The organism is Paraburkholderia sp. BCC1885, assembly GCF_900996235.1.
GTDB lineage: Bacteria > Pseudomonadota > Gammaproteobacteria > Burkholderiales > Burkholderiaceae > Paraburkholderia.
The window spans coordinates 48,240-72,018 of the sequence record NZ_CAAJGM010000188.1 but is presented as its reverse complement, the minus strand read 5'-3'; the positions used below and the strand labels follow the sequence as shown (position 1 = coordinate 72,018).

Here is a 23,779-nt window from a genome sequence, read left to right as displayed (position 1 = left end):
GATCGATTTTAAAAACTGTTTTTGATCGTTTTGTAGCATCGAACTCTTAAATAGAGGTATTGAATGCGTAATAACATCAAAAAAATTCCCGAATTATTCAACCAATGCTCAATTGGCAGAGATCGATGATAAATTTTCATTTAGTGCCATTGATGTGTGAAGGTCTAGGGCCTAACGAGCTCCAAGAAGGGTGCTTGATCGTCCCGTCGCTTGATGGCGCTGCCTGACGTCGTCTAACGGATTGTTGAGGTCATTCATTCAACGGACGCTCGAGCGACAGTTGGCTTGTTCACCCCCGCGTGGTAAGAATGCACTTTTCTACGGGGATGGCTCGGCCGGCCCTCTATAAGACTACGAACGAGGAGCACAATATTGAGCAACGGCAATCGCCCGCCTGTCTGGCAAATGATTCGAGAAGTGGTTCAGCAAATGAGTGGGGAATGCACGTACAGCGCTATCAAAGCGCGCGTGCGGTTGGACTATGGCGATGTCAACGACAGTTCGATGACCTGTGGAATCATCGCCAGTTCCGTCAACCTGCCCTCACGCATTCACTACAACGAGAATAAGAAGCCCCGCTTGTGCGACGGGCCGCACGACTTCTTGTTTAACACGGGGCGTGGTCGCGTGGTCTGGTATGACCCAGAGAAACATGGCCAATGGGAAATCGCGCAGGCTGCCGACGGTACGTTGACCGTTCGTCTGGCCGATGGCATCAGCGAAAACTCGACACCGCTCACCGAGGCGGTCGAGGCCTGCGACGAAGCCTACGGCGCCTTCGCTTTGGAGGCGCACCTGCGCGACTATCTCGCGAAGAACCTCCCAACGCTGCCCGGGAAACAGTCTCCGCTTATGCTCTACACCGCCGACGAGCGCGACGGCGTGGAGTTCCAGACAGACGTCGGCCCGATCGACATTCTGGCGACGTGCAACGGAGACTTCTACGTATTGGAGTTGAAGGTCGGCCGCGGCCCGGACGCAACGCTTGGCCAGATTTTGCGTTACATGGGTTGGGTCAAAGAACATTTGGCTGACGGCAAAAACGTATTCGGCGTTATCGTCGCGTCCGATATTTCGCAGAAGTTGAAGTACGCGGCCACGCAGGTACCCAACGTGCGGCTGATGGAGTATGACCTCGCGGTGACGCTGCGCTCGGTGGCGCTGCATAGTTAACCCGATCGGTTCGACCTTCATGGAAGTCATCAGGGCCGTGACGCCGTTCCTATCGCCGACCGTAGCGGTCGTGGCGGCTTGCATCGCGTGGCGAGCGATCAAGACGCCGCAGAAGGACCGCGAAAGCAAGAACCATCTCGATCAGGCGATTTTGGCGCTGCAACGGGCGTACGAAGCGTTGACCTAGAGCGGAAAGGCGCTCGCGCCCGTCGAGCCCAAACGACTCAACTGGCTGACCGCCACTCGGCACATCGAGGCGTACAAGGTACTAAAACGAGGCGTGACGGAAACCTCGCACCGGGCCATGTGCGAGGACAGCGAGGAGTATTGGAGGCATCGGTCTTACATCGCGCTTGACATGTGCAAGATCCACAACGTGGGCTATTACGCGGAGGACCGGGCCAACGACAGAGATGGCCTCGATGTGCCGTCGTTGATCATTGTGTACGGCTTCGCCTCATGGCCAAAAGACAAGCCGGACCTACTGGACAGCGCGGATCTCGCTGGCATCAGCTCGCTGCACGACATGCGCAAGGGCAACATCGGTCTCCACACCTACATCGAAAAGTTTCCGAAATGGCAGGCACTCTTCGATAATGCGGAAGTTAAGCGCAAAGCGCAGGGCGACGCGGGTACCACTCAGGCAGAAGCCGCGTCCGATGGCCCGTTTTCGTCTTCCAACTCGTCGTCCTCAACCTCGAACACATTTTCCAAATAGGCCGCGTAACGTTTTTGCAGGTGTTTGAGCGACGACGCTTTGTCCGGGCAGCCGCGTCAATCAAAAAGGACACCGACTGTCCCCAAAGACGCCTGCCTTTGTCCGAAAACGATCGGTTACGTACACCCCGCGATACCATGTACGAAAACTAGCCTTGACATATTTCGGAACAGAGCTATGGTTCGTACATCGTCTTCGTACACTGTATATGTACGTCCCGGGGAGCCCCATCATGTCTAGAATCTTTGCTTACTGCCGCGTCAGCACGCACGAGCAAAACACCGAGAATCAGCGCCGTGAAATCGAGGCCACAGGCTTCGCTCTCGATAAACGCCGCATCGTGGAGGAGTCCATCAGCGGGTCCGTAGCGGCTTTGCAGCGTCCCGGCTTCATCAAGCTACTCGACCGACTCGAAGCGGGCGACGTGTTGATCGTCACGAAGCTGGATAGGCTGGGCCGCAACGCGATGAATGTACGCGAGACTGTAGAGCGGCTAGCGCAGATCGGTGTGCGCGTGCACTGCCTTGCATTGGGTGGCACAGACCTGACCAGTTCAGCAGGCAAGATGACCATGGGTGTTCTGAACGCCGTAGCGGAGTTCGAACGTGATCTGCTGATCGAACGGACGCAGAGCGGGCTAGCCCGCGTGAAGGCCGAAGGTAAAGTGTTAGGCCGCAAGCCCGCGCTCACGCCTGCGCAGCAATCTGAGGCCCGCGCCCGCCTTGCCCAAGGTCAGTCAGTCTCTCAGCTTGCCCGCGACTACAAGACAACGAGGCAGACCATCATGCGAGTACGCAGGATCGAGGGCACGACGGTGTAGGTGTTGCCACCAAAACGTGGCGCGCACTGTGCCCGTGTAAGTACTGAGGATGAACACTTCCCCATTTCCACAGGGGTCTATTTCGCGTACAGTCGCTTGGACAAAAACGACAGACCAATATCGTGAGCCAGATCGGGAATTTCAGCTTCCTTACAGAGCATTCGCCTTTACTCGCTCAACTGGGTTCCGCCGCCGAGCAGGCATTCGCCAGCGATCCAAACACGACGCTCATCAAGCTTCGACAGCTAGGTGAGGCTCTGGCGCAGGAATTGGCCGTGCGATCCGGCGTCGAATTCGATCAAAACACGTCGCAGGCGGAGTTGCTGTTCCGCATCGAGCGCGAAATTCAGCTAGATCGAATGGTCCGCGATCTGTTCCATACCCTTCGTATCGAAGGGAACAAGGCGACGCATCAGTTCAGTACGAAGCACAGGGAGGCGATGGACGGCCTGAGGGTCGCACGCGCCTTGGCTATCTGGTTCCATCAGTCGTTCGGGAAACAGGGTGCGAGTTTCCAGGTCGGACCGTTTATACCCCCGCCCGACCCCAGCGCACATCTGCGAAGCCTCCAGACCGAAATTGATCAGCTGAAAGCTGAGCTGAACAGCACCGCACGAACGATTGAGAGCAATCGGGAATTGGCAGACCTCGTTGCGCAGGAGAAGGAGGTGTACGCAGCGTTAGCCCTACAGATGGAGACTGAGGCCCAGATCTACAAGGAGCTTGCGCTTGAGCAGGAGGCCACGCTCAAGAAGGCCCAGCACGACTTCGAGACGCAGTTGCAGGCATTGCAACAGCAAATCGATGCGCAGCAAACCAAGCAGACGCAGGCAAGCACGCAACAGGCGAGCAAACTGCTCCTCATGAATGAGGAAGTAACCCGCATTCTCATTGATAAGCAACTTACGGAGGCTGGCTGGCAAGCAGATACGCAAGAGCTGACGTACGCGAAGGGTGCTAGGCCCGAAACGGGAAAGAATAAGGCAATCGCTGAATGGCCCACGCTTGGCAAGCAGGCGGCGGACTACATGCTTTTCTCGGGACTGATACCAATTGGTGTGGTCGAGGCAAAGCGACACAACAATAACGTTGCCGGGAAGATACCGCAAGCGGAGCGTTACTCACGTGGCCTGCAACTCGCGCCCGAACACATTGCTGCATGGACGCTTACTGGCCAGGCAGGGCCTTGGGCGGACGGCCAGGGCGGGCATTTCCAGGTTCCCTTTGCCTACTCATGCAACGGAAGACCATTCCTCAAGCAGCTCGCCGAGCAGAGTGGGACCTGGTTTCGCGACCTTCGCTCACCGTCGAACTTAGCTTGTGCGCTACTCGACTTTCATACGCCGGACGGTCTTCTGGATCGTCTGAAGCGCAGCAAGGAAGACGCTGAAACGAAACTCGCACAGGAAGGATTTGACTATCTCCGGCTGCGCGACTATCAGGTCAAGGCTATCCAAGCGGTCGAAGCGGCACTCGCGGATAGGCAACGAAATACACTAGTTGCGATGGCAACCGGCACAGGGAAAACGCGCACCATCATTGGTCTCATGTATCGATTGCTGAAGGCCGAACGCTTTCGCCGTATCCTCTTCCTGGTAGACCGCACCGCGTTGGGCGAGCGGGCAACCGAAGCCTTCGATGAGGCATTGCTCGAACAGAATCAGCCACTGTCGAAGATTTACAACGTGGCCGAACTTGGCGACATGGCGGCGGAAGCTGAAACGCGCATCCAGGTGGCGACCGTACAGGCAATGGTGCGCCGCGTGTTGCAGTCCGATACGCCCCCCGGCGTAGATGAGTTCGACTGCATCATTGTTGATGAGGCACACCGAGGTTATACGCTCGATCAGGAAATGACCGAGGGCGAGCTGGCTGTACGTGACCAGAATCAGTACGTGTCTAGCTACAGACGTGTGCTCGACTACTTTGATGCTGTCAAGGTAGGTATGACTGCCACGCCTGCTAAGCACACAACAGAGATTTTCGGAAAACCGGTTTACATGTACTCGTATCGCGAAGCGGTGGCGGACGATTGGCTAATTGATCATGAACCCCCGATACGTTACGAAACGCTTCTGACAAAGAATGGCATTCGCTTTGAGAAGGGTGAAAAGGTATCCGCCATCAATACCGCTACAGGCGAGATTGAACTGTCAGAGCTAGATGATGAATTGAACTTCGGCATCGAAGCCTTCAACAGACGAGTCATCAATGAGCACTTTAATGAAGTGATCTGTGGTGAACTAGCTAAGGAGCTGGACCCATTCGGCGAGGAGAAGGCGCTGATCTTCTGCGCTACCGATCTGCACGCGGACATGGTGAAGCGACTGCTGGACGAAGCGTTCAAGGCGAAGTACGAGGGCGACTACAACGAGGCGGCAGTACGCAAGATAACAGGCCAGTCCGACAAGGTGAGTCAGCTCATTCGCCTGTACAAGAATGAACGATATCCGAGTATCGCCATCACAGTTGACCTTCTCACAACTGGGATTGACGTTCCGCCCATATCCCATCTGGTGTTCCTTCGTCGCGTGCGCTCTCGTATCCTCTACGAGCAGATGATCGGACGCGCGACTCGCAGGTGCGACGAGATAGGTAAGACCGTCTTCAAGATTTACGATCCTGTGGACATCTACGCGGCCCTAGAGGACGTGACCACGATGAAGCCACTGGTCAAGGACCCGAACGTCACGATTGAACAGTTGATTGGCGAGCTTACGGACCCGGCGAGCTTTAGCGCGCCCGGCAGCACGCCTGATCGCACGCACGCTCACGAAGTGCTTGATGCGCTGAGTCAGACAATGATGCGCGTGCTGAGAAAGGCCACGCACATCGCTGAAGGAAAGCCAGCACTGCGTGAGCGACTCGCTCAGCTGGAACAAGTGTGGGGTGTGCCGCCCGCCAAGCTCCACGAGCATCTGCATTCCCTCGGACCTGCGGGCGCTGGGGACTTTGTGCGCGAGCACAAGCAGCTATTACAGCAACTCGCCGATGTAAAGCAGTTGGTGGGTAGCGATCGTATGCCAGTCATTTCCGAGCACAAAGACGAGTTGGTGCTTCGAGAGCAGAGTTACGGCGAGTATGGACGCCCGGAAGACTATCTGGATAGCTTCAATCAGTTCATCCGTGAGCAGATTAATCAGTCGGCAGCGTTGTCGGTCGTGGTGAATCGTCCAAAGGACCTCACTCGCGCCGAACTGCGCGAGGTTCGCCTGCTACTCGATCAACATGGCTTCAACGAAGCGAAACTCAAGACCGCGTGGCGCAACCAGACGAATCAGGAGATCGCGGCGAGCATTGTTGGCTATATTCGGCAAGCTGCACTCGGTGAGCCGCTGGTTCCCTTCGACCAGCGTGTGGCGCACGCAATGGAAGGCATCTATAAACTCACAAACTGGACTACCGTTCAGCGGAACTGGCTGAAGCGGCTAGCGAAGCAGCTCGCACATGAAGTGGTCGTTGATACGCAGTTCGTAAATACGGCGTTCGCCAATGATGGCGGGGCGAAGAAGCTAGACAAGACCTTAGACGGCAAGCTTGATACCGTGCTCCACGAACTCGCCGGAGCGCTGTGGCAGCAGGTGGCATAATGCCTGCCGAATCTTCGTGGGCCGTTGCATTTCATGCGAGCGACCCCGCAACTGACCCTGAATTAGACTCATGACCGATAACGAAATTGTTCAGAAGCTTTGGAACCTGTGCGATGTGCTGCGCGATGATGGCATTAGCTACACGAACTACGTGACCGAGTTGGTGCTACTGCTGTTTATCAAGATGGAGCATGAGAACACGCAGAACGGAATTCTCAGCAAGCACAAGCTGCCTGAAGGGGCGCGCTGGCCAGATCTGACTAGCAAGAGTGGCCTGAATCTGTTGAACCACTATCGCGCTACGCTGCTGTCTCTCAGTCAGAACACGGACAAGTTGATTGCGGCGATCTACGCGGATGCTCAGACCAGCCTGAAGGAACCGAGACACCTTGAACAACTCGTGAAGAGTCTCGATGCCATCGACTGGTTTTCTGCCAAGCGCGATGGTCTCGGCGACCTGTACGAAGGCCTCCTGCAGAAGAATGCAAATGAGACGAAATCGGGGGCCGGGCAATACTTCACGCCTCGCCCGTTGATCGACAGCATCGTCCATCTCATCAAGCCACAACATGGTGAAACGATCCAAGACCCGGCGGCGGGGACCGCAGGCTTTTTGATTGCGGCCGACGGCTATATCAAGAGCCAGACCGACAATCTCTACGACCTAAACGAGAAGCAGCGGACGTTCCAACGCAACAAGGCATTTCTCGGCATGGAGCTGGTGTCGGGCACGAGAAGGCTTGCATTGATGAACTGCATGCTGCACGGCATGGAAGGTGATGATGAGGGCGTGGTCCACATTGGAAATACGCTCGGCAACGCCGGAGCCGCTTTACCTAAGGCAGACATCATCCTCAGCAATCCTCCGTTCGGGACAGCGAAGGGGGGCGGCGGCCCTACGCGCGATGACCTTACGTATGCGACCAGCAACAAACAACTGGCGTTCGTGCAACATATCGTTCGTCACCTGAAAGATGGTGGGCGTGCCGCCGTTGTATTGCCTGACAATGTGTTGTTCGAGAGTGGCGTGGGCGCCGATATTCGACGCGACCTTATGGACAAGTGCAACCTTCACACGATCCTGCGCTTACCCACGGGTATTTTCTACGCGCAAAGTGTGAATACCAATGTCCTGTTCTTCAATAAAGTAGGCCAGGCCGCCACTGGAAGTACGGAGGCAGTTTGGGTTTATGACATGCGTGCCAACGCCCCCAAGTTCGGCAAGCGCACGCCGTTGACGCGCGAGCACTTTGCTCAGTTTGAAGCTGCGTATGGAGTATCCGCCGATGGCAGTAGTCCGCGAGTGGACCAAGGAGAGGGAGAGCGCTTCCGTCGCTTTACACGCGAATGGATTAAGCAGCGTGGTGATGACTTGGACATCGCTTGGCTCAAAGACGAAAATGAGGAAAATGCGTCGGAGTTACCGGAGCCAGCCCTGCTTGCACGTGAGGCAATCGACAATCTGGGCATGGCAATAGATGATTTGAAAGCTATCCTCTCTGAGCTTGGCGAGGAGGTCGAACTATGAAGGTAGCTCGACACAACGAATTCCCGGATTCTTGGCTGTCCATCAAACTTGGCGAAGTGATTGACTACGGCAAGACAACGAAGGTCGAACCCGGTTGCATCGGTCCCGATGCATGGGTTCTCGAACTGGAAGACATCGAGAAGGACACTTCGCGGCTTGTACAGCGTCTCACTTTCTCCGAAAGACAATCGAAGAGCACCAAAAGCGCATTCAGTGCGGGAGACGTTCTTTACGGAAAACTCAGACCGTATCTTAACAAGGTCATCCTCGCGGATTCGGACGGAGTCTGCACCACCGAGATCGTTCCTATACGAGGTAACGCAGCAGTATATGGACGGTACCTATTTCACTGGATGCGCCACCCGACGTTCATCAGCTACGTGAATGAGGTGAGTCACGGTGTCAATATGCCTCGATTGGGGACAGACGCAGGCAAGAATGCACCGTTCGTTCTCGCACCCATGCCGGAACAGAAGCGCATTGCCGACAAGGTCGACACGGTGCTCGCGCGCGTAGATGCATGCCGCGAGCGTCTTGGGCTGGTGCCTGCGATTCTAAAGCGATTTCGCCAATCCGTCATCGCCGCCGCGACGTCCGGAAGATTGACGGAAGATTGGCGCAATCAGCGGGATATTGCCTTGGACAGTTGGGTGGCCCGAAACGTCGCCGGGTTGTGTGAAACGCTTTTTGATGGGCCCTTCGGATCCAATCTCAAGTCTGACGACTACACTCTGACCGGTGTTCGCGTCGTGCGACTGGAGAACATCGGGCATCTTGCGTTTGATGCGAGCAAAGCGACCTACATTTCTGAAGAAAAGTACAACGGGCTAGTCAAACATACAATCTACCCTGGCGACTTGCTGCTCTCCTCTTTTGTTGACGAAGAGGTTCGTGTCTGCCAGTTTCCCGATGATCTGTCGACGGCCGCGATCAACAAGGCCGACTGTTTCTGCCTACGGGTGGACAGTCAACAATGTGATTCGCGTTTCCTTCTGCTTCGTTTGGCGTGCAAGTCAACATATACAGAGCTAAGAGAACAAGTACATGGGGCTACAAGACCTCGTATAAATCTGAAGCAACTGAAGAAGTTCGTTATCCAACTGCCATCAATGGACGAACAACTAGAGATCGCCCGCCGCGTCGATACTTTGCTTGCTTTCGTCGGCCGTCTAGAGGCGCGCCTCGCGATCGCGCGCGCCGCCGCGGACTCCCTAACGCCAGCGCTGCTCGCAAAGGCCTTCCGTGGTGAACTTGTGCAGCAGGATCCGAATGATGAGCCTGCTGCGGAACTGTTGAAGCGCCTTGCGGAGCAGTGCTCTGGAGCAGGGAAGCCTATGCCTGCAAAACGTACTAGAGCTGTTGTGCGGTCCTCGCCGAGCGAAGTCGAGACCTCCATCGTAGAGTGACCGCTTGGTCATATCTACGGCTTACATAATGGGAAGCTACAGTAACGATATTGGCAAACAACGAGGCGTCGGCTCGGCTGCTAGGTAACGAGACGTTGTTATGGATGTTCGCCAATGAACGCTGGCCGGCCCAACCCGAGCGGTGACAATGAGGGAGTGCCGAGTCCTGCATCCAATTTTTCGTGCGCCTACGGTTTGGCCGAGGGCGTTCGGGGACTCATCGCCCGATAACGGTAGAATATGAATATGGACCTCACCGGGATTGGCCTCTACACGCTGCAGGAAGCGGAAAGGCTCACTGGCGCCGATGTGCGCGAAGTGAGCAGGTGGTTGTTCGGCTACTCATTCAAGGACGGCACCAGTCCGCCTCTCTGGACCACTCAGCTTGCCGAACTCGATGAGAAGGTCATTGGCTTCAGGGATTTGTTGGAGCTGCGTATCGTGAAGGCCTTCCGGAATCACAACGTTCCGCTGCGAGTGATCCGCGCTGCTATCGATAACGCGAAGGCCATATTTGGGACGGAGTACCCGTTCACCGCCAATCGCTTCCTTACTGATGGGAAAACGGTCTTCTACGAGGCTTTGAAGGAACAGGGGGAGATCGAGCTAACCGATCTTGTGCGACGCCAACTCGTGTTCGAGCATATCGTGCGGCCTGAACTCTATGCCGGCATCGAATTCGCGGCAGACGGTCAGGCCAAACGCTGGTTCCCGCTAAAGCGAAGCAACGCGGTGGTTCTCGATCCGGAAATTTCATTCGGCAAGCCGGTACTGGCCGAGTATGGGGTGAGAACCGATCTGATCGTTGAGACGTACAAGGTGGAGAAAAGCAAGAAGATGGCCGCTTCACTATATGGCATTCCCATCTCTGCTGTTGATGCCGCCATCCGCTACGAGCGGTTGGTTGCATGAGATATTTCTTCGACAATAACCTCTCGCTCCACCTCGCTCACGCCATAAATGAGCTTTGTAAGGTCGAGGAATCTGTCGAAGCAGTAATTCATTTACGCGACAGGTTCGCGCCCAACGTCAAGGATCACGATTGGATTGCTGCGCTGGGCGCCGAGGGGCACTGGGTTGTCCTTTCCCAAGACGGTCTGCGCAAAAATGACCTTGAGCGAAAGGCACTTCGTGAGTCCGGTTTGATCGTTTTCGTGCTGCAGCGCCAGTGGGCTGAGCGGCGACACTGGGACAAGGCTCAAAACCTCGTGAGGTGGTGGCCAGCTATCATGGACCAGAGCCGACGTATCAAAGGCGGGGCAGCGTTCCGCGTTCCATGGCGGTTTGGTGCGGGCCAGTTTGAACAGATAAAGCTTTGACCACGTTTCCATCACAGGGGTAGCGACGATGAAAACCGGGTGGGACGTCTCGCGCGTTGATCCTGCAAGCCATCGAGGATGCACTCCATCCGCGGCCGCTTTAACCGGTCGCCCTCGAGCGTGGTACGAACAACCTTGATTTTTCTCTGTTTGTGCCGATATTTAATCGGACTGCCCCGCTCGCACCCGACGTGGGAAGCCTAACTGAACAGAACTGGTCTGTGACCGCACAATTTGCCGAAGGCATGTGAGTGCTCCGATTTTTGACGCAACCGAGGCAGCGTCAGGAGCGGTGTTGTATGCTATGTGAAGAATTCAGGAGGGCGCTATGAAGGTTCTATTGACTGACAAGGTCCGTGCGCTTCAAAAAGACCCAACAGGGGCGAAACAATTGCGCGAATTTATTGCTACCGCGAAGCTCAACGAAGCCCGTGAAATCAAAGTGTCGGATGAAAAGGGGCACGAACGCAAGTTCAAGGCGCGATTGGTTCCGTCGCAGGGCTGAAGCTTGAACGTTGCCTTTCCTGCAATCTTTTTCTTTCTGCTCATCACCCCGGGCTTTGTATTCCACCGTTTCTATCAAGCACGCGAAGTCCGGGCCGCAGATCTTGCTCCATTTAGCTCGACGGTTCTCGTTGCCGCTTCTTTAGCCGTCTTCGCGAATGTCGTGGTCGCGGTGGCCGCCTCGCATTGGCTTGGCTATCGATACTATCTAGGCGAAACCGTCCGCCTCCTGGTCGCGGGCGCCGCTACGGCCACTGACAAATCTCTTAGTCCGGTATATCAGAGGCTGGACAGCCACCCTTTTGAGCCGCTTGCGTTTTTCGTGGCGACCAATTTGCTTGCATTGGCCCTCGCGACGGGATGGCGGTTCGCCGTCTGGCAATTTCGACTCGATCATCCTTCACGCCCGCTCTACAGGAAGCTTAGGCCGCCCGCTCCCTGGTACTATTTGTTCAGCGGAATCGATGTAACAGACAATGCCCCAGATGCCGTGGTCGTGTCGGCTATCGTCCCCCTCAAAGATGTCTCCTACCTCTACACGGGGCTTTTGGTTGGCTACGAACTTACGGACAAAGGGGAGCTAGATCGCCTAATCCTTGCGAACGCGGCAAGGCGCCGACTATCCGAGGATCGCGCTGTGGGGACGGCGTCGCCGCTTAATGATCACCAACGGTTTTATTCGATCGAGGGTGATTGCTTCGTGCTTCGTGCGTCCGAATACACGACGCTGAACGTGAAGTTCCTTGTGCTAGAGGACATTGACGGCGCATAACCCTTACACGGCTCGATGTTGACGTGTACTTTGGTGTTACACGCTCGCTGTCACGGATTTGGGGCCGATTGCCGTCGGTGTATTGTCGGGAGCGTATTGGACGCCGGGCAGTGTCGAGGCCTCTTCCCAAAATTTCGCAAACCATCGTACCTAAGGCGCAATGGCGCAGCGTGGCCAAGTCTACGGCAGCAAGGGCAAAAGTCGGAGACACCGGTGCACCTGATGCCCTCCGTCGTCAAATTGTGCCGAGGCGGCTGCTTTGAAGCAAAGTTTACCTAATCCGCCTCCATAGCAAGTGCCTGACACCCAAACGCTCAAAGGATTACAGGTGAGTCACCCGTAATCCTTTGATTTCGTCGATGGGAGCAATTCGAGCCCTCCGTCACCGGATCGAGAGTCGGCTCGCACCCTCAAAACATGCCGCGCGGGCCCAGCGATGAGTACTGTCTGACGATAGGCGCGAAAATCCGATCATTTCCGTACATTCGAGTCCCGCTAACCCAGCGCTAGTCCAGTCATTTCTGTTTCCCTGCAGTAGGCCAGTCTCATTAACTACGTCTCACAGTCGCAAAACTGTGGCGCCCGTCGTACTTACTCTGGCGCCCTACGCCTACAACGTGGTTCACACATCAATATTCCCCGCCCTCAACGCATTCGACTCAATGAAAGCCCTGCGCGGCTCGACATCATCCCCCATAAGCGTAGTGAAAATACCATCAGCCGCAATAGCATCCTCAATCTGCACGCGAAGCAAGCGGCGCACAGCCGGATCCATCGTCGTCTCCCAAAGCTGCCCAGGATTCATCTCGCCCAGGCCTTTATAGCGCTGCTTGGAAACATTCCGCTCTGCATCCGCAATCAACCACTTCATCGCATTCTTGAAGTCGTTCACAGCCATGCTGCGTTCGCCACGCTTGATCACAGCCCCAGGCCCAATCAATCCCTTAAACGTCAGCGCCGTATTCACAAGCTGCTGAAAGTCAGCGGTCAACTGAAACTCTTCATCGAGCACAGAAACCTTCTGATTCCCGTGATGCGTCCGCGACACGCGCAATGACCGTAGCTCCCGCACCTGGTCATACATCGTCGTAACGCGCACTTCAGGCTTCAACGGATCATCCCTGAGCTTGGCCTCGAACGCCTTAGCCGAAGCCTCAGCGGCCTCTTCCGAAGAAAGATCGAGCACCACCCCGTCCATCACAGCCTCAAGCGCCCCAGCGTCATACAACCGGCTCAAGCGATCCACCACAGCCTGCGCGAGCAGATACGAACGAGCGAGTTCACCCAACGCATCCCCAGCGATCGGCGTCGCATTCTCACCCGGCACCAGCTCCGACCCATTAAGCGCGAGCTTGAGCATATGAGCATTCAACTCAGCCGCATCCTTCAGATACCGCTCATCCTTACCCGCCTTGATCTTGTACAGAGGCGGCTGCGCGATATAAATAAATCCGCGCTCGATCATCTCCGGCATTTGCCGATAGAAGAACGTGAGCAGGAGAGTCCGGATGTGCGCACCGTCCACGTCAGCATCGGTCATGATGATGATGCGGTGATAACGCAGCTTCTCGAGGTTGTAGTCTTCCTTGCCAATGCCACAGCCCAAAGCCGTGATCAGCGTAACAATCTGCTCCGAAGAAAGCAGCTTGTCATACCGCGCCTTCTCGACGTTAAGCACCTTCCCACGCAGCGGCAAAATGGCCTGAAACTTCCGGTCCCGCCCCTGCTTGGCCGACCCGCCTGCCGAGTCACCCTCGACGATATAGATTTCAGACTTGGCCGGATCCTTCTCCTGGCAATCCGCCAGCTTCCCAGGCAGCCCCACGCCGTCGAGCACGCCCTTGCGTCGCGTCATCTCCCGAGCCTTGCGCGCCGCATCTCGCGCCCGCGCCGCATCCACCACCTTGCCGCAAATAATCTTCGCGTCGTTGGGTGTCTCCTGCAGAAACTCTTCAAGCGCCTTCGCCACCACTTCCTCAACCGGCGCGCGCACTTCCGAAGACACCAGCTTGTCCTTGGTCTGCGCGGAGAACTTCGGCTCCGGCACCTTCACGGACAACACGCACGACAACCCTTCACGCATGTCATCGCCCGAGGTCTCAACCTTCGCCTTCTTGGCAATCTCGTGATCGGCAATGTATTTGTTCATCACGCGCGTCATCGCCGCACGCAAACCGGTCAGGTGGGTCCCGCCATCGCGCTGCGGGATGTTGTTCGTGAAGCACAGCACATTCTCGTTGTAGCTATCGTTCCACTGCATCGCCACTTCAACGCCCACGCCGTCCTTCTCGCCGCTCACGTGGAAAATGTTCGGGTGCAGTACGGCCTTGTTCTTGTTGATGTACTCGACAAAGCCCTTCACGCCGCCCACAAACGCGAAATCTTCTTCCTTGCCGGTGCGCTGATCCGTCAAACGAATCCGCACGCCGTTATTCAGGAACGACAGTTCGCGAATCCGCTTGGCCAGAATGTCGTAGTGATATTCGATGCTGCCGAAGATCGTCTCGTCGGCGAGGAAGTGCACTTCGGTGCCGCGATTTTCGGTGTCGCCGGTCACGAGGATCGGCGAGACGGCCACGCCGTCAATGTGTTCAATGATGCGGTTCTGCGGCACGCCACGGTGGAATTCCATGAAGTGCTTCTTGCCGTCGCGGCGAATGGTCAGGCGCAGCCAAGCCGACAGCGCGTTCACGCACGACACGCCCACGCCGTGCAGGCCTCCCGACACCTTGTAGCTGTTCTGGTCGAACTTGCCGCCGGCATGCAGTTCGGTCATCACGATTTCGGCGGCGCTGCGCTTCGGGTCGTGCTTGTCGTCCATCTTCAGACCGGTCGGCACACCGCGGCCGTTGTCGGTGATGGAGATGGAGTTGTCCGCGTGGATGATCACCTGGATATCGTTGCAGTGCCCGGCCAACGCTTCGTCGATCGAGTTGTCCAGCACTTCGAATACGAGGTGGTGCAAACCGGTGCCGTCCGATGTATCCCCGATGTACATACCCGGCCGCTTGCGGACTGCTTCCAGACCCTCGAGGATCTGAATCGAAGAGGCGCCGTAGCTGTTATCGGGTTGCGAATTGTTCGTGTCAGTCATGGATTTTTTCCGGTTCTGCGTTGCTGCCTGGTTACTGCTCGGGACTTTTCAAAACACCATAAAAACGCCAAAGGGGCGCTGCGCCCCTTGGTGTTCTTCTTGATGTTGGACGCGTTAGATGCGCATCGGCATCACGACGTACTTGAATTCGTCGTTCTCGGGAATCGTGATCAACGCGCTGGAGCTGGCATCACCCAGACTCACTTGCAACATGTCGACCTTCAGGTTTGCCAGCACGTCGAGCAGATACGTGACGTTAAACCCGATATCGACGCTGTCGCCGGTATACGCGATTTCCAGTTCTTCCTGGGCTTCTTCCTGGTCGGCGTTGGTGGACATGATCTTCAACTGGCCCGGCTCGATGATGCAGCGCACGCCCTTGAATTTGTCCGAGGTCAGAATGGCCGCGCGTTGCAGCGAACGCTGCAGTTCTTCGCGGCCAATCAGGAACTGGTTCTTGTGCGACTTCGGAATCACGCGCTGGAAGTCCGGGAATTTCCCTTCCACCAGCTTCGACACCAGTTCGACCTGACCGAAGGTGAACTTCACCTGGCTCGGCGCAATGTCGATCTTCAGCGTGTCGTCGATGTCTTCCAGCAGACGCTGCAGTTCGAGAATCGTCTTGCGCGGGATGATCACTTCCTGGCGCGCAAACGAACCTTCAATCTTCATGGACGAGAACGCCAGACGGTGACCGTCTGTTGCCACCGCCATCAACTGGTCGCCGTCCACTACCAGCAGCATGCCGTTCAGGTAGTAGCGAATGTCCTGTTGGGCCATCGAGAAATGGACCATGCCGAGCAGTTGGCGGAACGTCTTCTGCGGAACCACCAGGTTCGCACCGAAGTCTTTAGCTTGGGCGACGGTGGGAAATTCGTCCGCGGCCAGCGTCTGTAGCGCAAAGCGGCTCTTGCCGGATTGCACGGTGAGGCGCTTGTCGTTCAGCGTCAGCGTGACCTGGCCGTCGGGCATGGCACGCAGGATGTCCAGCAGCTTGCGCGCCGCTACCGTTGTCGCAACCGAATCGCCGCCCACGCCGAAGTCGCCGTGCGTGGTGATCTGAAGTTCGAGGTCGGTGGACAGGAACGACACGTCGGGGCCGTTCTTGGTAATCAGCAAGTTGGCGAGGATCGGCAACGTATGGCGGCGTTCGACGATGCCGCTCACGGTTTGCAGCGGCCTGAGGAGGTTATCGCGTTCGGTCTTGACCAGTTGCATAGAGTTCCTTCGTTGATGTGACGGCCTGCGCGCCCACTCGGCAATTCCTGCACGCGGCCCCGGCCCCCGCCGGCGCTACGCTGCGCCAGTCACGGCGTACACCCGCCCCAAGCCGCCGGGCGGTTAAACCTGTATTGTGCCTGAAAACAGAACCGCTCCCCTAAAATGGGGGTGAGTTCCGAAATAAACAGGTCGATTTTTCCTGCTTTTTGCCCAAACTTTAGGCAGCACCACCTAGGCCGCGCGGATACCCGGTAGTTATCGGGTAGCTACCCCGCAATTGCCCCGCGAATAGCCCGTCAACTACCCTGCTCCCACCCCGGATTTGCCCTCAGGCCTCGCCTCACGGCCAGTCCGGTATCAACCCTTCAGCGTCTGTTCGAGCACGTGCAGTTCGTGGTTCAACTGCGCATCCGTGCCGCGCTCGGCAGCAATTTTACGGACCGCGTGCAGCACGGTCGTGTGATCGCGGCCGCCAAACAGTTCGCCAATTTCCGGCAAACTTTTCTGCGTCAGTTCCTTTGCCAGATACATCGCAATCTGACGCGGCCGCGCAATGTTCGCCGGCCGCTTCTTCGAATACATGTCGGCGACCTTGATGCTGTAGAAATCGGCCACCGTCTTCTGGATGTTTTCGACGGAAATCTGACGATTCTGCACCGTCAGCAAGTCTTTCAGCGCTTCCTTGGTCAGCTCGATAGATATCTCGCGGCCGTGGAATTTCGAATACGCGAGGATCTTGCGCAGCGCGCCTTCCAGCTCGCGCACGTTCGAGCGCAGATGCTTGGCGACGAAGAACGCCACGTCCTCGTTCAGGCTCACGCCTTCGGATTGCGCCTTGCGCATCAGAATCGCGACGCGCATTTCCAGTTCGGGCGGCTCGATCGCCACCGTCAGGCCGGAGTCGAAGCGCGAGATCAGGCGGTCGTCGATACCCGAAATTTCCTTCGGGTATGTATCGCTCGTGATGATCACCTGCGCCTTGTTCGCCACCAGCGCTTCGAACGCGTAGAAGAACTCTTCCTGGGTGCGCGACTTGCCGGAGAAGAACTGAATATCGTCGATCAGCAGCAGGTCGAGCGAATGGTAGTAACGCTTGAAGTCGTCGAACGCCTTGCGCTGGTACGCCTTTACCACGTCCGAGACATATTGTTCCGCGTGGATGTAGCGGATCCGCGCGCCGGCCTTGTCCATCAGCAACTGGTTGCCGATTGCGTGAATCAGGTGAGTCTTGCCGAGGCCCACGCCGCCATATAGAAACAGCGGGTTGTAGGAGATGCCGGGATTGTCCGCCACCTGGATCGCGGCGGCGCGCGCCAACTGGTTGGCCTTACCGGTCACGAAATTGTCGAAGGTGAGCACCGGATTGAGCTTCGAGCGTTCGTACATCGAATCGCTCTCGGCGTTACCTTGCTGCGCGGCGCTCTGGCCCGGACGCCACGTGCGGCGGGCCGCGGCGGCTTCGTTCGCGTCGAGGCTCGGCAGATCGAGGTCGCCGCCGTCGTCGCCCGCCTGCTGTTGTGCGCCGTTACCCGCGTTGGCGCCGTGCGCGCCGCCATTGGCGCCATGGACACGGGCGCCCTGCGCGGCCTGAACCGCGCCGACGGCCGCATCCACGGCCGCCGTGCCGGCGTTGCCCGCAAACTGCGACGGACGCTGCGCCGGCGCCGAAGCTGCCGCGCTGCGCATGCCGGCCTTGGGATCGAGGACGAACTGGACGTCGACCGGCGCGTGCCAAAAATCGCGTGCCATATCGGAAATGCGGCCTGAGAACTGGCTCTTGACCCAGTCGAGCTTGAAGCGGTTCGGCGCAGCGATGCTCAGCGTGTTCGCTGCCGCATCGAAGGCAACCGGAGCCAACGGTTTGATCCACGTCACGTACTGCTGGGGCGTTAGCTCACGCTCTAGCAGTGCGGAACAGTGTTGCCAGAAATCGTTCATCAAGTTGCTGTCGTTATGTTTGCACGACGCCCCGCCGGCACCCCTGTTGCAGATACGCAACAAGGCCCTGAACGGCCAGGCGGAACGGCTCCAGGCGCTTGTGCCACAAGGGTTTGCGGGGCAAGCGGGCCGGAGCGGCGTGCAGGATTTTTGGGAAGTAGGACGAGATTCTACCGCCAAAACAATCAGGAAAGGGAGTTATCCACAGGGACCGATCAAACCACGGGCGGCCGCCCAGCCTGTGGAATACGTCGCTAAACTATTGACGACCAAAAGAAAACCGGTTTAAATAGCGGGTTCCGCGAAAACCAATTTTTGAACCACCGGCCATTGCACTTTCCGCGATGCTCGCGCGGTTATTTCTCTGCCAAGTGAGAGCAACATGAAACGTACTTACCAACCTTCCGTTACCCGTCGCAAGCGTACCCACGGCTTCCGCGTCCGCATGAAGACCGCAGGTGGCCGCAAGGTCATCAACGCACGCCGCGCGAAGGGCCGCAAGCGCCTCGCCATCTAAGGCTGGCGAGCGGATTGCGCGCTATGTCCGACGCCCGCGGCAGCGCGGGAACGGCCGGAGCGCCGCAACAGGGCTCGGTTCCGTTGCGAGCGCAAGCCGCCTTCCCCAAAGCCGCAAGGCTGCTAAAAACGGATGAGTTTTCATCCGTTTTTCGTTTGCGCCCGTGGCGCCGCACCGCGCACTTTGTCGTGTACGCCCGGCCCACCGGCAATGACGCGCGCCTTGGCCTCGTGATCGGCAAGAAGTATGCGCCGCGCGCGGTCACGCGTAATCTGGTGCGCCGCCTTGCGCGCGAAGCCTTCCGGCTGCGCCGCACGGAGTTCGGCGGTTGGGACGTGCTGCTGCGGTTGCACACGCGCTTCGACAGGAAGGCCATGCCCGCCGCCTCGTCGCCGCCGTTAAAGACGCTGTGCCGTAGCGAAATAGAGGAGCTGCTCAGCAAGGCAGCGCGCGAAATTGCCCGTCGTGAGGCGCCACCCGCGGATGCGCCCGCGACGCAATGACGCTCATGGAGACGTTCAGGCGGCCTTGCCGGCTGGACGTCTCCCGGTATCCCTTCTTGGGCGGCGCCGTCTGGCCGCGCTAGTCATGCAAACGGTACTTTTCGCTTTATTGCGTTTCTACAAGCTGGCCGTGAGTCCTCTGCTCGGCAGCCGGTGCCGTTTTTACCCCTCCTGCTCTGATTACGCGCGCGAAGCAATCCAGTATCATGGCGCCGCGCGCGGGACTTATCTCGCCGCCAGGCGCCTGTGCCGCTGCCACCCGTTTTCGGCGGGCGGCATCGATCTTGTCCCGCCTCCCATTTCTGAAAAGCGCTGACGCGCCGTTCCATCGACACTGAGACAACGCATGGATATCAAACGCACCGTCCTATGGGTCATATTTTTCATGTCAGCTGTCATGCTGTTCGACAACTGGCAACGCGACCATGGACGCCAGTCGATGTTCTTCCCGAGCGCCACGCCGACGCAAACCGCGGCCAGCGCTGCGCCGGGCACCACGACGCCTGGAACCCAGCCCGCCGATTTGCCGGCAACGCAGGCCGGCGCTCCGGGCGCCGCACCCGCAGCGCAAGCCCAACTGATCCCGTTCTCGACTGACGTTTACAGCGGCGAGATCGACACGCGCGGCGGCACGCTGTCGAAGCTGTCGCTGATCAACAAGGGCAACGGCACGCAGCCGGACCTCGTCATCACCCTGTTCGACCACACCGCCGATCACACGTATCTGGCGCGCACGGGTCTCCTGGGCGGCGATTTCCCGAACCACACCGACATCTACACGCCGGTGCCGAACCAGCCGCACGATCTGACGGGCGACGCCAAGTCGTTCTCGCTCAGCTTCGAGTCGCCGGCCAAGGGCGGCGTGAAGGTCGTGAAGACTTACACGTTCACGCGCGGCAGCTACGTGATCGGCGTCGACACGAAGATCGTCAACGTGGGTTCGACGCCGGTTACGCCGACCGTCTACATGGAACTGGTGCGCGATAGCCAGCCGGTGGAAACGCCGCGCTTCTCGCACACGTTCATCGGACCGGCCGTGTACACGGATCAGCACCACTTCCAGAAGATGACGTTCAGCGACATCGACAAGAACAAGGAAGACTATGCGAACCAGGCCGACAACGGCTGGATCGCAATGGTGCAGCATTACTTCGCGACGGCGTGGATTCCGCAGCAAGGCGTGAAGCGCGACATCTACGTCGAAAAGATCGATCCGGCGCTGTACCGCGTCGGCGTGAAGCAAGCGGTGCCGACCATTGCGCCGGGCCAATCGGCTGACGTGTCGGCCAGGCTGTTCGCCGGTCCGGAAGAAGAGCGCATGCTGGAAGGCATCGCGCCGGGTCTGGAACTGGTCAAGGACTACGGCTGGGTGACGATCATCGCCAAGCCGCTGTTCTGGCTGCTGGAAAAGATCCACAGCTATGTCGGCAACTGGGGCTGGTCGATCGTGCTGCTCACGCTGCTGATCAAGGCCGTGTTCTTCCCGCTATCGGCGGCCAGCTACAAGTCGATGGCGCGCATGAAGGCGATCACGCCGCGCATGCAAGCCCTGCGCGAACGCTTCAAGGGCGATCCGCAGAAGATGAACTCGGCGCTGATGGAGCTGTACAAGACCGAAAAGGTCAATCCATTCGGCGGCTGTCTGCCGGTCGTGATCCAGATTCCGGTGTTCATCTCGCTGTACTGGGTGCTGCTGTCGTCGGTGGAAATGCGCGGCGCGCCGTGGATTCTGTGGATTCACGATCTGTCGCAGCAAGACCCGTTCTTCATCCTGCCGGTGCTGATGGCCGTCTCGATGTTCCTGCAGACGCGTCTGAACCCGACGCCGCCGGACCCGGTTCAAGCCAAGATGATGATGTTCATGCCGATCGCGTTCTCGGTCATGTTCTTCTTCTTCCCGGCCGGTCTGGTGCTGTACTACGTGGTCAACAACGTGCTGTCGATCGCCCAGCAGTACTACATCACGCGGATGATGGGCAAGCCGAAAGCCAAGGCGGCCTGAACCCCGTTGGCGGGACGGTAGCGGGGGTGTTCTGTTTGGCACCCGCTAACGTCTCCTCCCGCACCAAGCTGTAAAAAAGCCGCCCGGTTTTGCGCCGGGCGGCTTTTTTATATGCAGATCGAAGCGTCGAACCGCGTCACGCTCGGCGAGAGCGACTCACTCCTTGCCAGCGTCGTACAGCCGCTCGACGAACTCCTCGAGGAAATGTCGATCCTTCGGGTCCAGCGCTTCGATCTTGGAAGCGAGTTCGATTGTCTCAGGCGCCAAGGGATATTTTTCACCGGGAGCCAGCGGCCTGGTTTTCACGCCCGCCGCCGGCGGCGGTCCATAGTGAAGCCAGTGCACGCCGACGCCCAGCCAGTCGGCGAGGGTCTGCAATTTGTCCGGCGTGGGAATGGTGCGGCCCGTCAGCCATTTGTGCGCGGTCTGCGGCGATACGGGTGCGTCGCCCCGATGCAGCAGGTTGAATTGCCTCGCGAGCTGAGTCCCGCCCTTGACGTTCTTCCGGGCAATCTGGTCCTGCAGCCTCTTGGCGAACGCTAGTTTTTCTTTGGATGTCGGCATGGGCCAAATTGTGCAATCCGGCGCGCCAACTGTGGACAACCGTTTAAGCGATAATTTCACGCAATTAAGCTACTTTTAGCCCAAGATAAGCGCCACATAAAGCGCCCGTCAATTTTGCCGGAATGCGTTTTTTTCCTTTCGGAGCGGGCATTCTGATCTTTTGGCAGGCATCGGTCGTCGCATTGACCTAAAAAATTATCTTAACGTAGCCGAGATAAATCTCTATTTGTCTGATAAAAAGACCGGATACTCCGCTCGATGGCGACTCATAAAGTCGTCGGGACCGCTCGCGTTACAATGCCTCGCGCGCTCACCCGGGCCGTCGGTTTTCTTCAGTTTTCTTCGGTTCTCTTCGCTACCTCTGCCCCCACTCCCATGCTCGCCACCGATTCCGATCCCATCGTCGCCATTGCCACTGCGCCAGGTCGCGGCGGAATCGGCGTGGTTCGTATTTCCTTCGGACGAGCCGGCGCGGCCGCGGCAGCCCCCTTGATAGAAGCGCTCACCGGCCAGATGCTGACGCCGCGTCACGCCAGCTACGTACCCTTCCTCGATGCGGCCGGCAACGCGCTCGATCGGGGCATCGCGCTGTATTTTCCGGCGCCGAATTCGTACACCGGCGAGCATGTCCTCGAATTACAGGGCCACGGCGGTCCGATCGTGCTGCAACTGGTTCTGCAGCGCTGCATCGACGCCGGCCGTGGCGTTGGACTTCGGCTCGCGGAGCCCGGCGAATTCACCCGTCGCGCGTTCCTCAACGACAAGCTCGACCTGGCCCAGGCCGAGGCGGTCGCCGATCTGATCGAGGCGAGCACGGAGGCCGCCGCACGCTCGGCCGGGCGCTCGCTGGAAGGCGCGTTCTCACGCGACATCCACGCCATGGTCGAAGAGGTCATCACGCTGCGGATGCTGGTCGAAGCCACGCTGGATTTCCCCGAAGAAGAAATCGACTTCCTCGAGGCCGCGGATGCCCGCGGTAAGCTCGCAAGCATCCGCGAGCGGCTCACTCACGTGCTGAACGAAGCACGTCAGGGGGCGCTGCTGCGCGAGGGTTTATCGGTGGTGCTGGCCGGCCAGCCGAACGTCGGCAAATCGTCGCTGCTGAATGCACTGGCCGGCGCCGAACTAGCCATCGTCACCCCAATCGCCGGCACGACGCGTGACAAGGTCGCGCAGACCATCCAGATCGAGGGCATCCCGCTGCATGTGATTGACACCGCCGGCCTGCGCGAGACCGAGGATGAAGTGGAGAAAATCGGCATCGAGCGCACGTGGAATGAGATCGAGCGCGCGGATGTCGTGCTGCATCTGCTCGACGCCCGCACCGGCATGAATGCCGAAGACGATGCGATTGCTGCGCGGTTTCCCGCTGGCGTGCCGGTGCTGCGCGTGATGAACAAGACCGACCTGACGGAGATCGCGCCCGCGGTGCGCACGTTGAGCGAAGCGGGCGACGTCGACCTGCGCGAGGTGCGACTCTCCGCCAAGCAGGGCGACGGCATCGCTTTGCTGCGCGCGGAATTGCTACGGATCGCCGGATGGCAGGCGGGCGCGGAAAGTGTCTATCTCGCCCGCGAGCGGCACCTGATTGCACTGCGGGCGGCGCAGGAGCATCTCGCGACCGCCGCGCAGCACGCGGATCAGAATGCCCAGGCGCTGGATCTGTTTGCAGAGGAACTGCGGCTAGGTCAGGAGCAATTGAACTCGATTACGGGTGAATTCACTTCCGATGATCTTTTGGGAGTGATTTTTAGCCGGTTCTGTATTGGAAAGTGAACGAAGCCGGTCGGGCGGCGGTCGACATTGAAATTTCGCCTTAAATTACCGGCTCGCTTGGCCTAAACCCGCGCCGTCCACAATTCCAACTGGCCTTCCTATTTTGGTACACAAGCAGGCATTTTCGCCAATTTAAGCCTCCTGTGTACCAAACATCTCTTACTCGTTGCACGCACCGGTACCGTCACCACGAGCAGCACGCCGCGTTTGCAGCGGCAGGCGCGTGAGATCAGATGGGAGTGATTTTTAGCTGTTTCTGAACGGAGAAGTACACCGGGTGAGATGCATCGCGTAGAGTCACTCAAAAAATCCCTTGTTTAAGGCACAAAGCGGA

At 58.0% G+C, this 23,779-nt stretch carries 20 protein-coding genes; 16 read left to right on the top strand and 4 right to left on the bottom strand.

The window, feature by feature from the left end; all coding sequences use genetic code 11:
• Window positions 1–372 precede the first annotated feature (372 nt).
• From FQ755_RS17075 to FQ755_RS17035, 11 genes are all read left to right on the top strand, one after another.
• A complete protein-coding gene (locus FQ755_RS17075; protein WP_260858645.1) occupies window positions 373–1,173 on the top strand; it encodes an endonuclease NucS domain-containing protein in 801 nt (266 codons plus the stop codon).
• Between the two features lie 19 nt (window positions 1,174–1,192).
• Window positions 1,193–1,360 carry a hypothetical protein gene (locus FQ755_RS37405; protein WP_186308554.1) on the top strand — a complete coding sequence of 56 codons (168 nt, stop codon included), beginning with the start codon at window positions 1,193–1,195 and terminating at the stop codon, window positions 1,358–1,360.
• A 171-nt stretch (window positions 1,361–1,531) separates the two neighbouring features.
• The gene (locus FQ755_RS17070) at window positions 1,532–1,891 is read left to right on the top strand and encodes a hypothetical protein (RefSeq protein ID WP_144156025.1); all 360 of its coding nucleotides are present in this window, start codon (window positions 1,532–1,534) and stop codon (window positions 1,889–1,891) included.
• Window positions 1,892–2,123: 232 nt separating this feature from the next.
• On the top strand, window positions 2,124–2,711 hold the full coding sequence (locus FQ755_RS17065) for a recombinase family protein (RefSeq protein ID WP_144156024.1): 588 nt from the start codon (window positions 2,124–2,126) through the stop codon (window positions 2,709–2,711).
• A 122-nt stretch (window positions 2,712–2,833) separates the two neighbouring features.
• Window positions 2,834–6,301 carry a type I restriction-modification system endonuclease gene (hsdR, locus tag FQ755_RS17060; RefSeq protein WP_144156023.1) on the top strand — a complete coding sequence of 1,156 codons (3,468 nt, stop codon included), beginning with the start codon at window positions 2,834–2,836 and terminating at the stop codon, window positions 6,299–6,301.
• A gap of 70 nt (window positions 6,302–6,371) precedes the next feature.
• The gene (locus tag FQ755_RS17055) at window positions 6,372–7,829 is read left to right on the top strand and encodes an N-6 DNA methylase (protein ID WP_144156022.1); all 1,458 of its coding nucleotides are present in this window, start codon (window positions 6,372–6,374) and stop codon (window positions 7,827–7,829) included.
• Entirely contained in the window at window positions 7,826–9,235 is a 1,410-nt protein-coding gene (locus tag FQ755_RS17050) for a restriction endonuclease subunit S (RefSeq protein WP_144156021.1), read from the top strand. Before FQ755_RS17055 ends, FQ755_RS17050 begins: the two co-directional genes overlap by 4 nt.
• A gap of 240 nt (window positions 9,236–9,475) precedes the next feature.
• The gene (locus FQ755_RS17045) at window positions 9,476–10,147 is read left to right on the top strand and encodes a DUF433 domain-containing protein (RefSeq protein ID WP_260858644.1); all 672 of its coding nucleotides are present in this window, start codon (window positions 9,476–9,478) and stop codon (window positions 10,145–10,147) included.
• On the top strand, window positions 10,144–10,554 hold the full coding sequence (locus FQ755_RS17040; protein WP_144156020.1) for a hypothetical protein: 411 nt from the start codon (window positions 10,144–10,146) through the stop codon (window positions 10,552–10,554). Before FQ755_RS17045 ends, FQ755_RS17040 begins: the two co-directional genes overlap by 4 nt.
• 328 nt (window positions 10,555–10,882) lie before the next feature.
• Window positions 10,883–11,059 (top strand): hypothetical protein, encoded by a 177-nt coding sequence (locus tag FQ755_RS37400; protein WP_186308553.1) that lies wholly within the window; start codon window positions 10,883–10,885, stop codon window positions 11,057–11,059.
• 3 nt (window positions 11,060–11,062) lie between these two features.
• Complete coding sequence (locus FQ755_RS17035) at window positions 11,063–11,830, top strand: DUF6338 family protein (RefSeq protein ID WP_144156019.1); 768 nt, start codon at window positions 11,063–11,065, stop codon at window positions 11,828–11,830.
• Window positions 11,831–12,452: 622 nt separating this feature from the next.
• On the opposite strand, the gene gyrB is transcribed toward FQ755_RS17035, so the two are convergent.
• The 3 genes from gyrB to dnaA form a co-directional block, all read right to left on the bottom strand.
• Window positions 12,453–14,924: a DNA topoisomerase (ATP-hydrolyzing) subunit B gene (gene gyrB / locus FQ755_RS17030; RefSeq protein ID WP_144156018.1), complete on the bottom strand. Its 2,472-nt coding sequence runs from the start codon at window positions 14,922–14,924 to the stop codon at window positions 12,453–12,455.
• A 114-nt stretch (window positions 14,925–15,038) separates the two neighbouring features.
• Window positions 15,039–16,142, bottom strand: coding sequence for a DNA polymerase III subunit beta (dnaN, locus tag FQ755_RS17025; RefSeq protein ID WP_074301176.1), 1,104 nt, complete (start codon window positions 16,140–16,142; stop codon window positions 15,039–15,041).
• A 360-nt stretch (window positions 16,143–16,502) separates the two neighbouring features.
• A complete protein-coding gene (gene dnaA / locus FQ755_RS17020; protein WP_222105741.1) occupies window positions 16,503–18,083 on the bottom strand; it encodes a chromosomal replication initiator protein DnaA in 1,581 nt (526 codons plus the stop codon).
• Window positions 18,084–18,465: 382 nt separating this feature from the next.
• On the opposite strand from dnaA, the gene rpmH reads away from it, so the two are divergent.
• The 4 genes from rpmH (at window position 18,466) to yidC (ending at window position 21,105) form a co-directional block, all read left to right on the top strand.
• The gene (rpmH, locus tag FQ755_RS17015) at window positions 18,466–18,600 is read left to right on the top strand and encodes a 50S ribosomal protein L34 (RefSeq protein WP_004198824.1); all 135 of its coding nucleotides are present in this window, start codon (window positions 18,466–18,468) and stop codon (window positions 18,598–18,600) included.
• A gap of 23 nt (window positions 18,601–18,623) precedes the next feature.
• Window positions 18,624–19,103 carry a ribonuclease P protein component gene (rnpA, locus tag FQ755_RS17010; protein WP_144156016.1) on the top strand — a complete coding sequence of 160 codons (480 nt, stop codon included), beginning with the start codon at window positions 18,624–18,626 and terminating at the stop codon, window positions 19,101–19,103.
• A gap of 85 nt (window positions 19,104–19,188) precedes the next feature.
• Window positions 19,189–19,419 carry a membrane protein insertion efficiency factor YidD gene (gene yidD / locus FQ755_RS17005; protein ID WP_144156015.1) on the top strand — a complete coding sequence of 77 codons (231 nt, stop codon included), beginning with the start codon at window positions 19,189–19,191 and terminating at the stop codon, window positions 19,417–19,419.
• A gap of 30 nt (window positions 19,420–19,449) precedes the next feature.
• Window positions 19,450–21,105 (top strand): membrane protein insertase YidC, encoded by a 1,656-nt coding sequence (gene yidC / locus FQ755_RS17000; RefSeq protein WP_144156014.1) that lies wholly within the window; start codon window positions 19,450–19,452, stop codon window positions 21,103–21,105.
• A 156-nt stretch (window positions 21,106–21,261) separates the two neighbouring features.
• Here yidC and FQ755_RS16995 read toward each other — a convergent pair whose 3' ends face one another.
• Window positions 21,262–21,669, bottom strand: a complete 408-nt coding sequence (locus FQ755_RS16995) for an XRE family transcriptional regulator (RefSeq protein ID WP_144156013.1) — start codon at window positions 21,667–21,669, stop codon at window positions 21,262–21,264.
• Between the two features lie 375 nt (window positions 21,670–22,044).
• Here FQ755_RS16995 and mnmE point away from each other — a divergent pair, with 375 nt between their 5' ends.
• Entirely contained in the window at window positions 22,045–23,445 is a 1,401-nt protein-coding gene (gene mnmE, locus FQ755_RS16990) for a tRNA uridine-5-carboxymethylaminomethyl(34) synthesis GTPase MnmE (RefSeq protein ID WP_144156012.1), read from the top strand.
• Window positions 23,446–23,779: the final 334 nt, after the last annotated feature.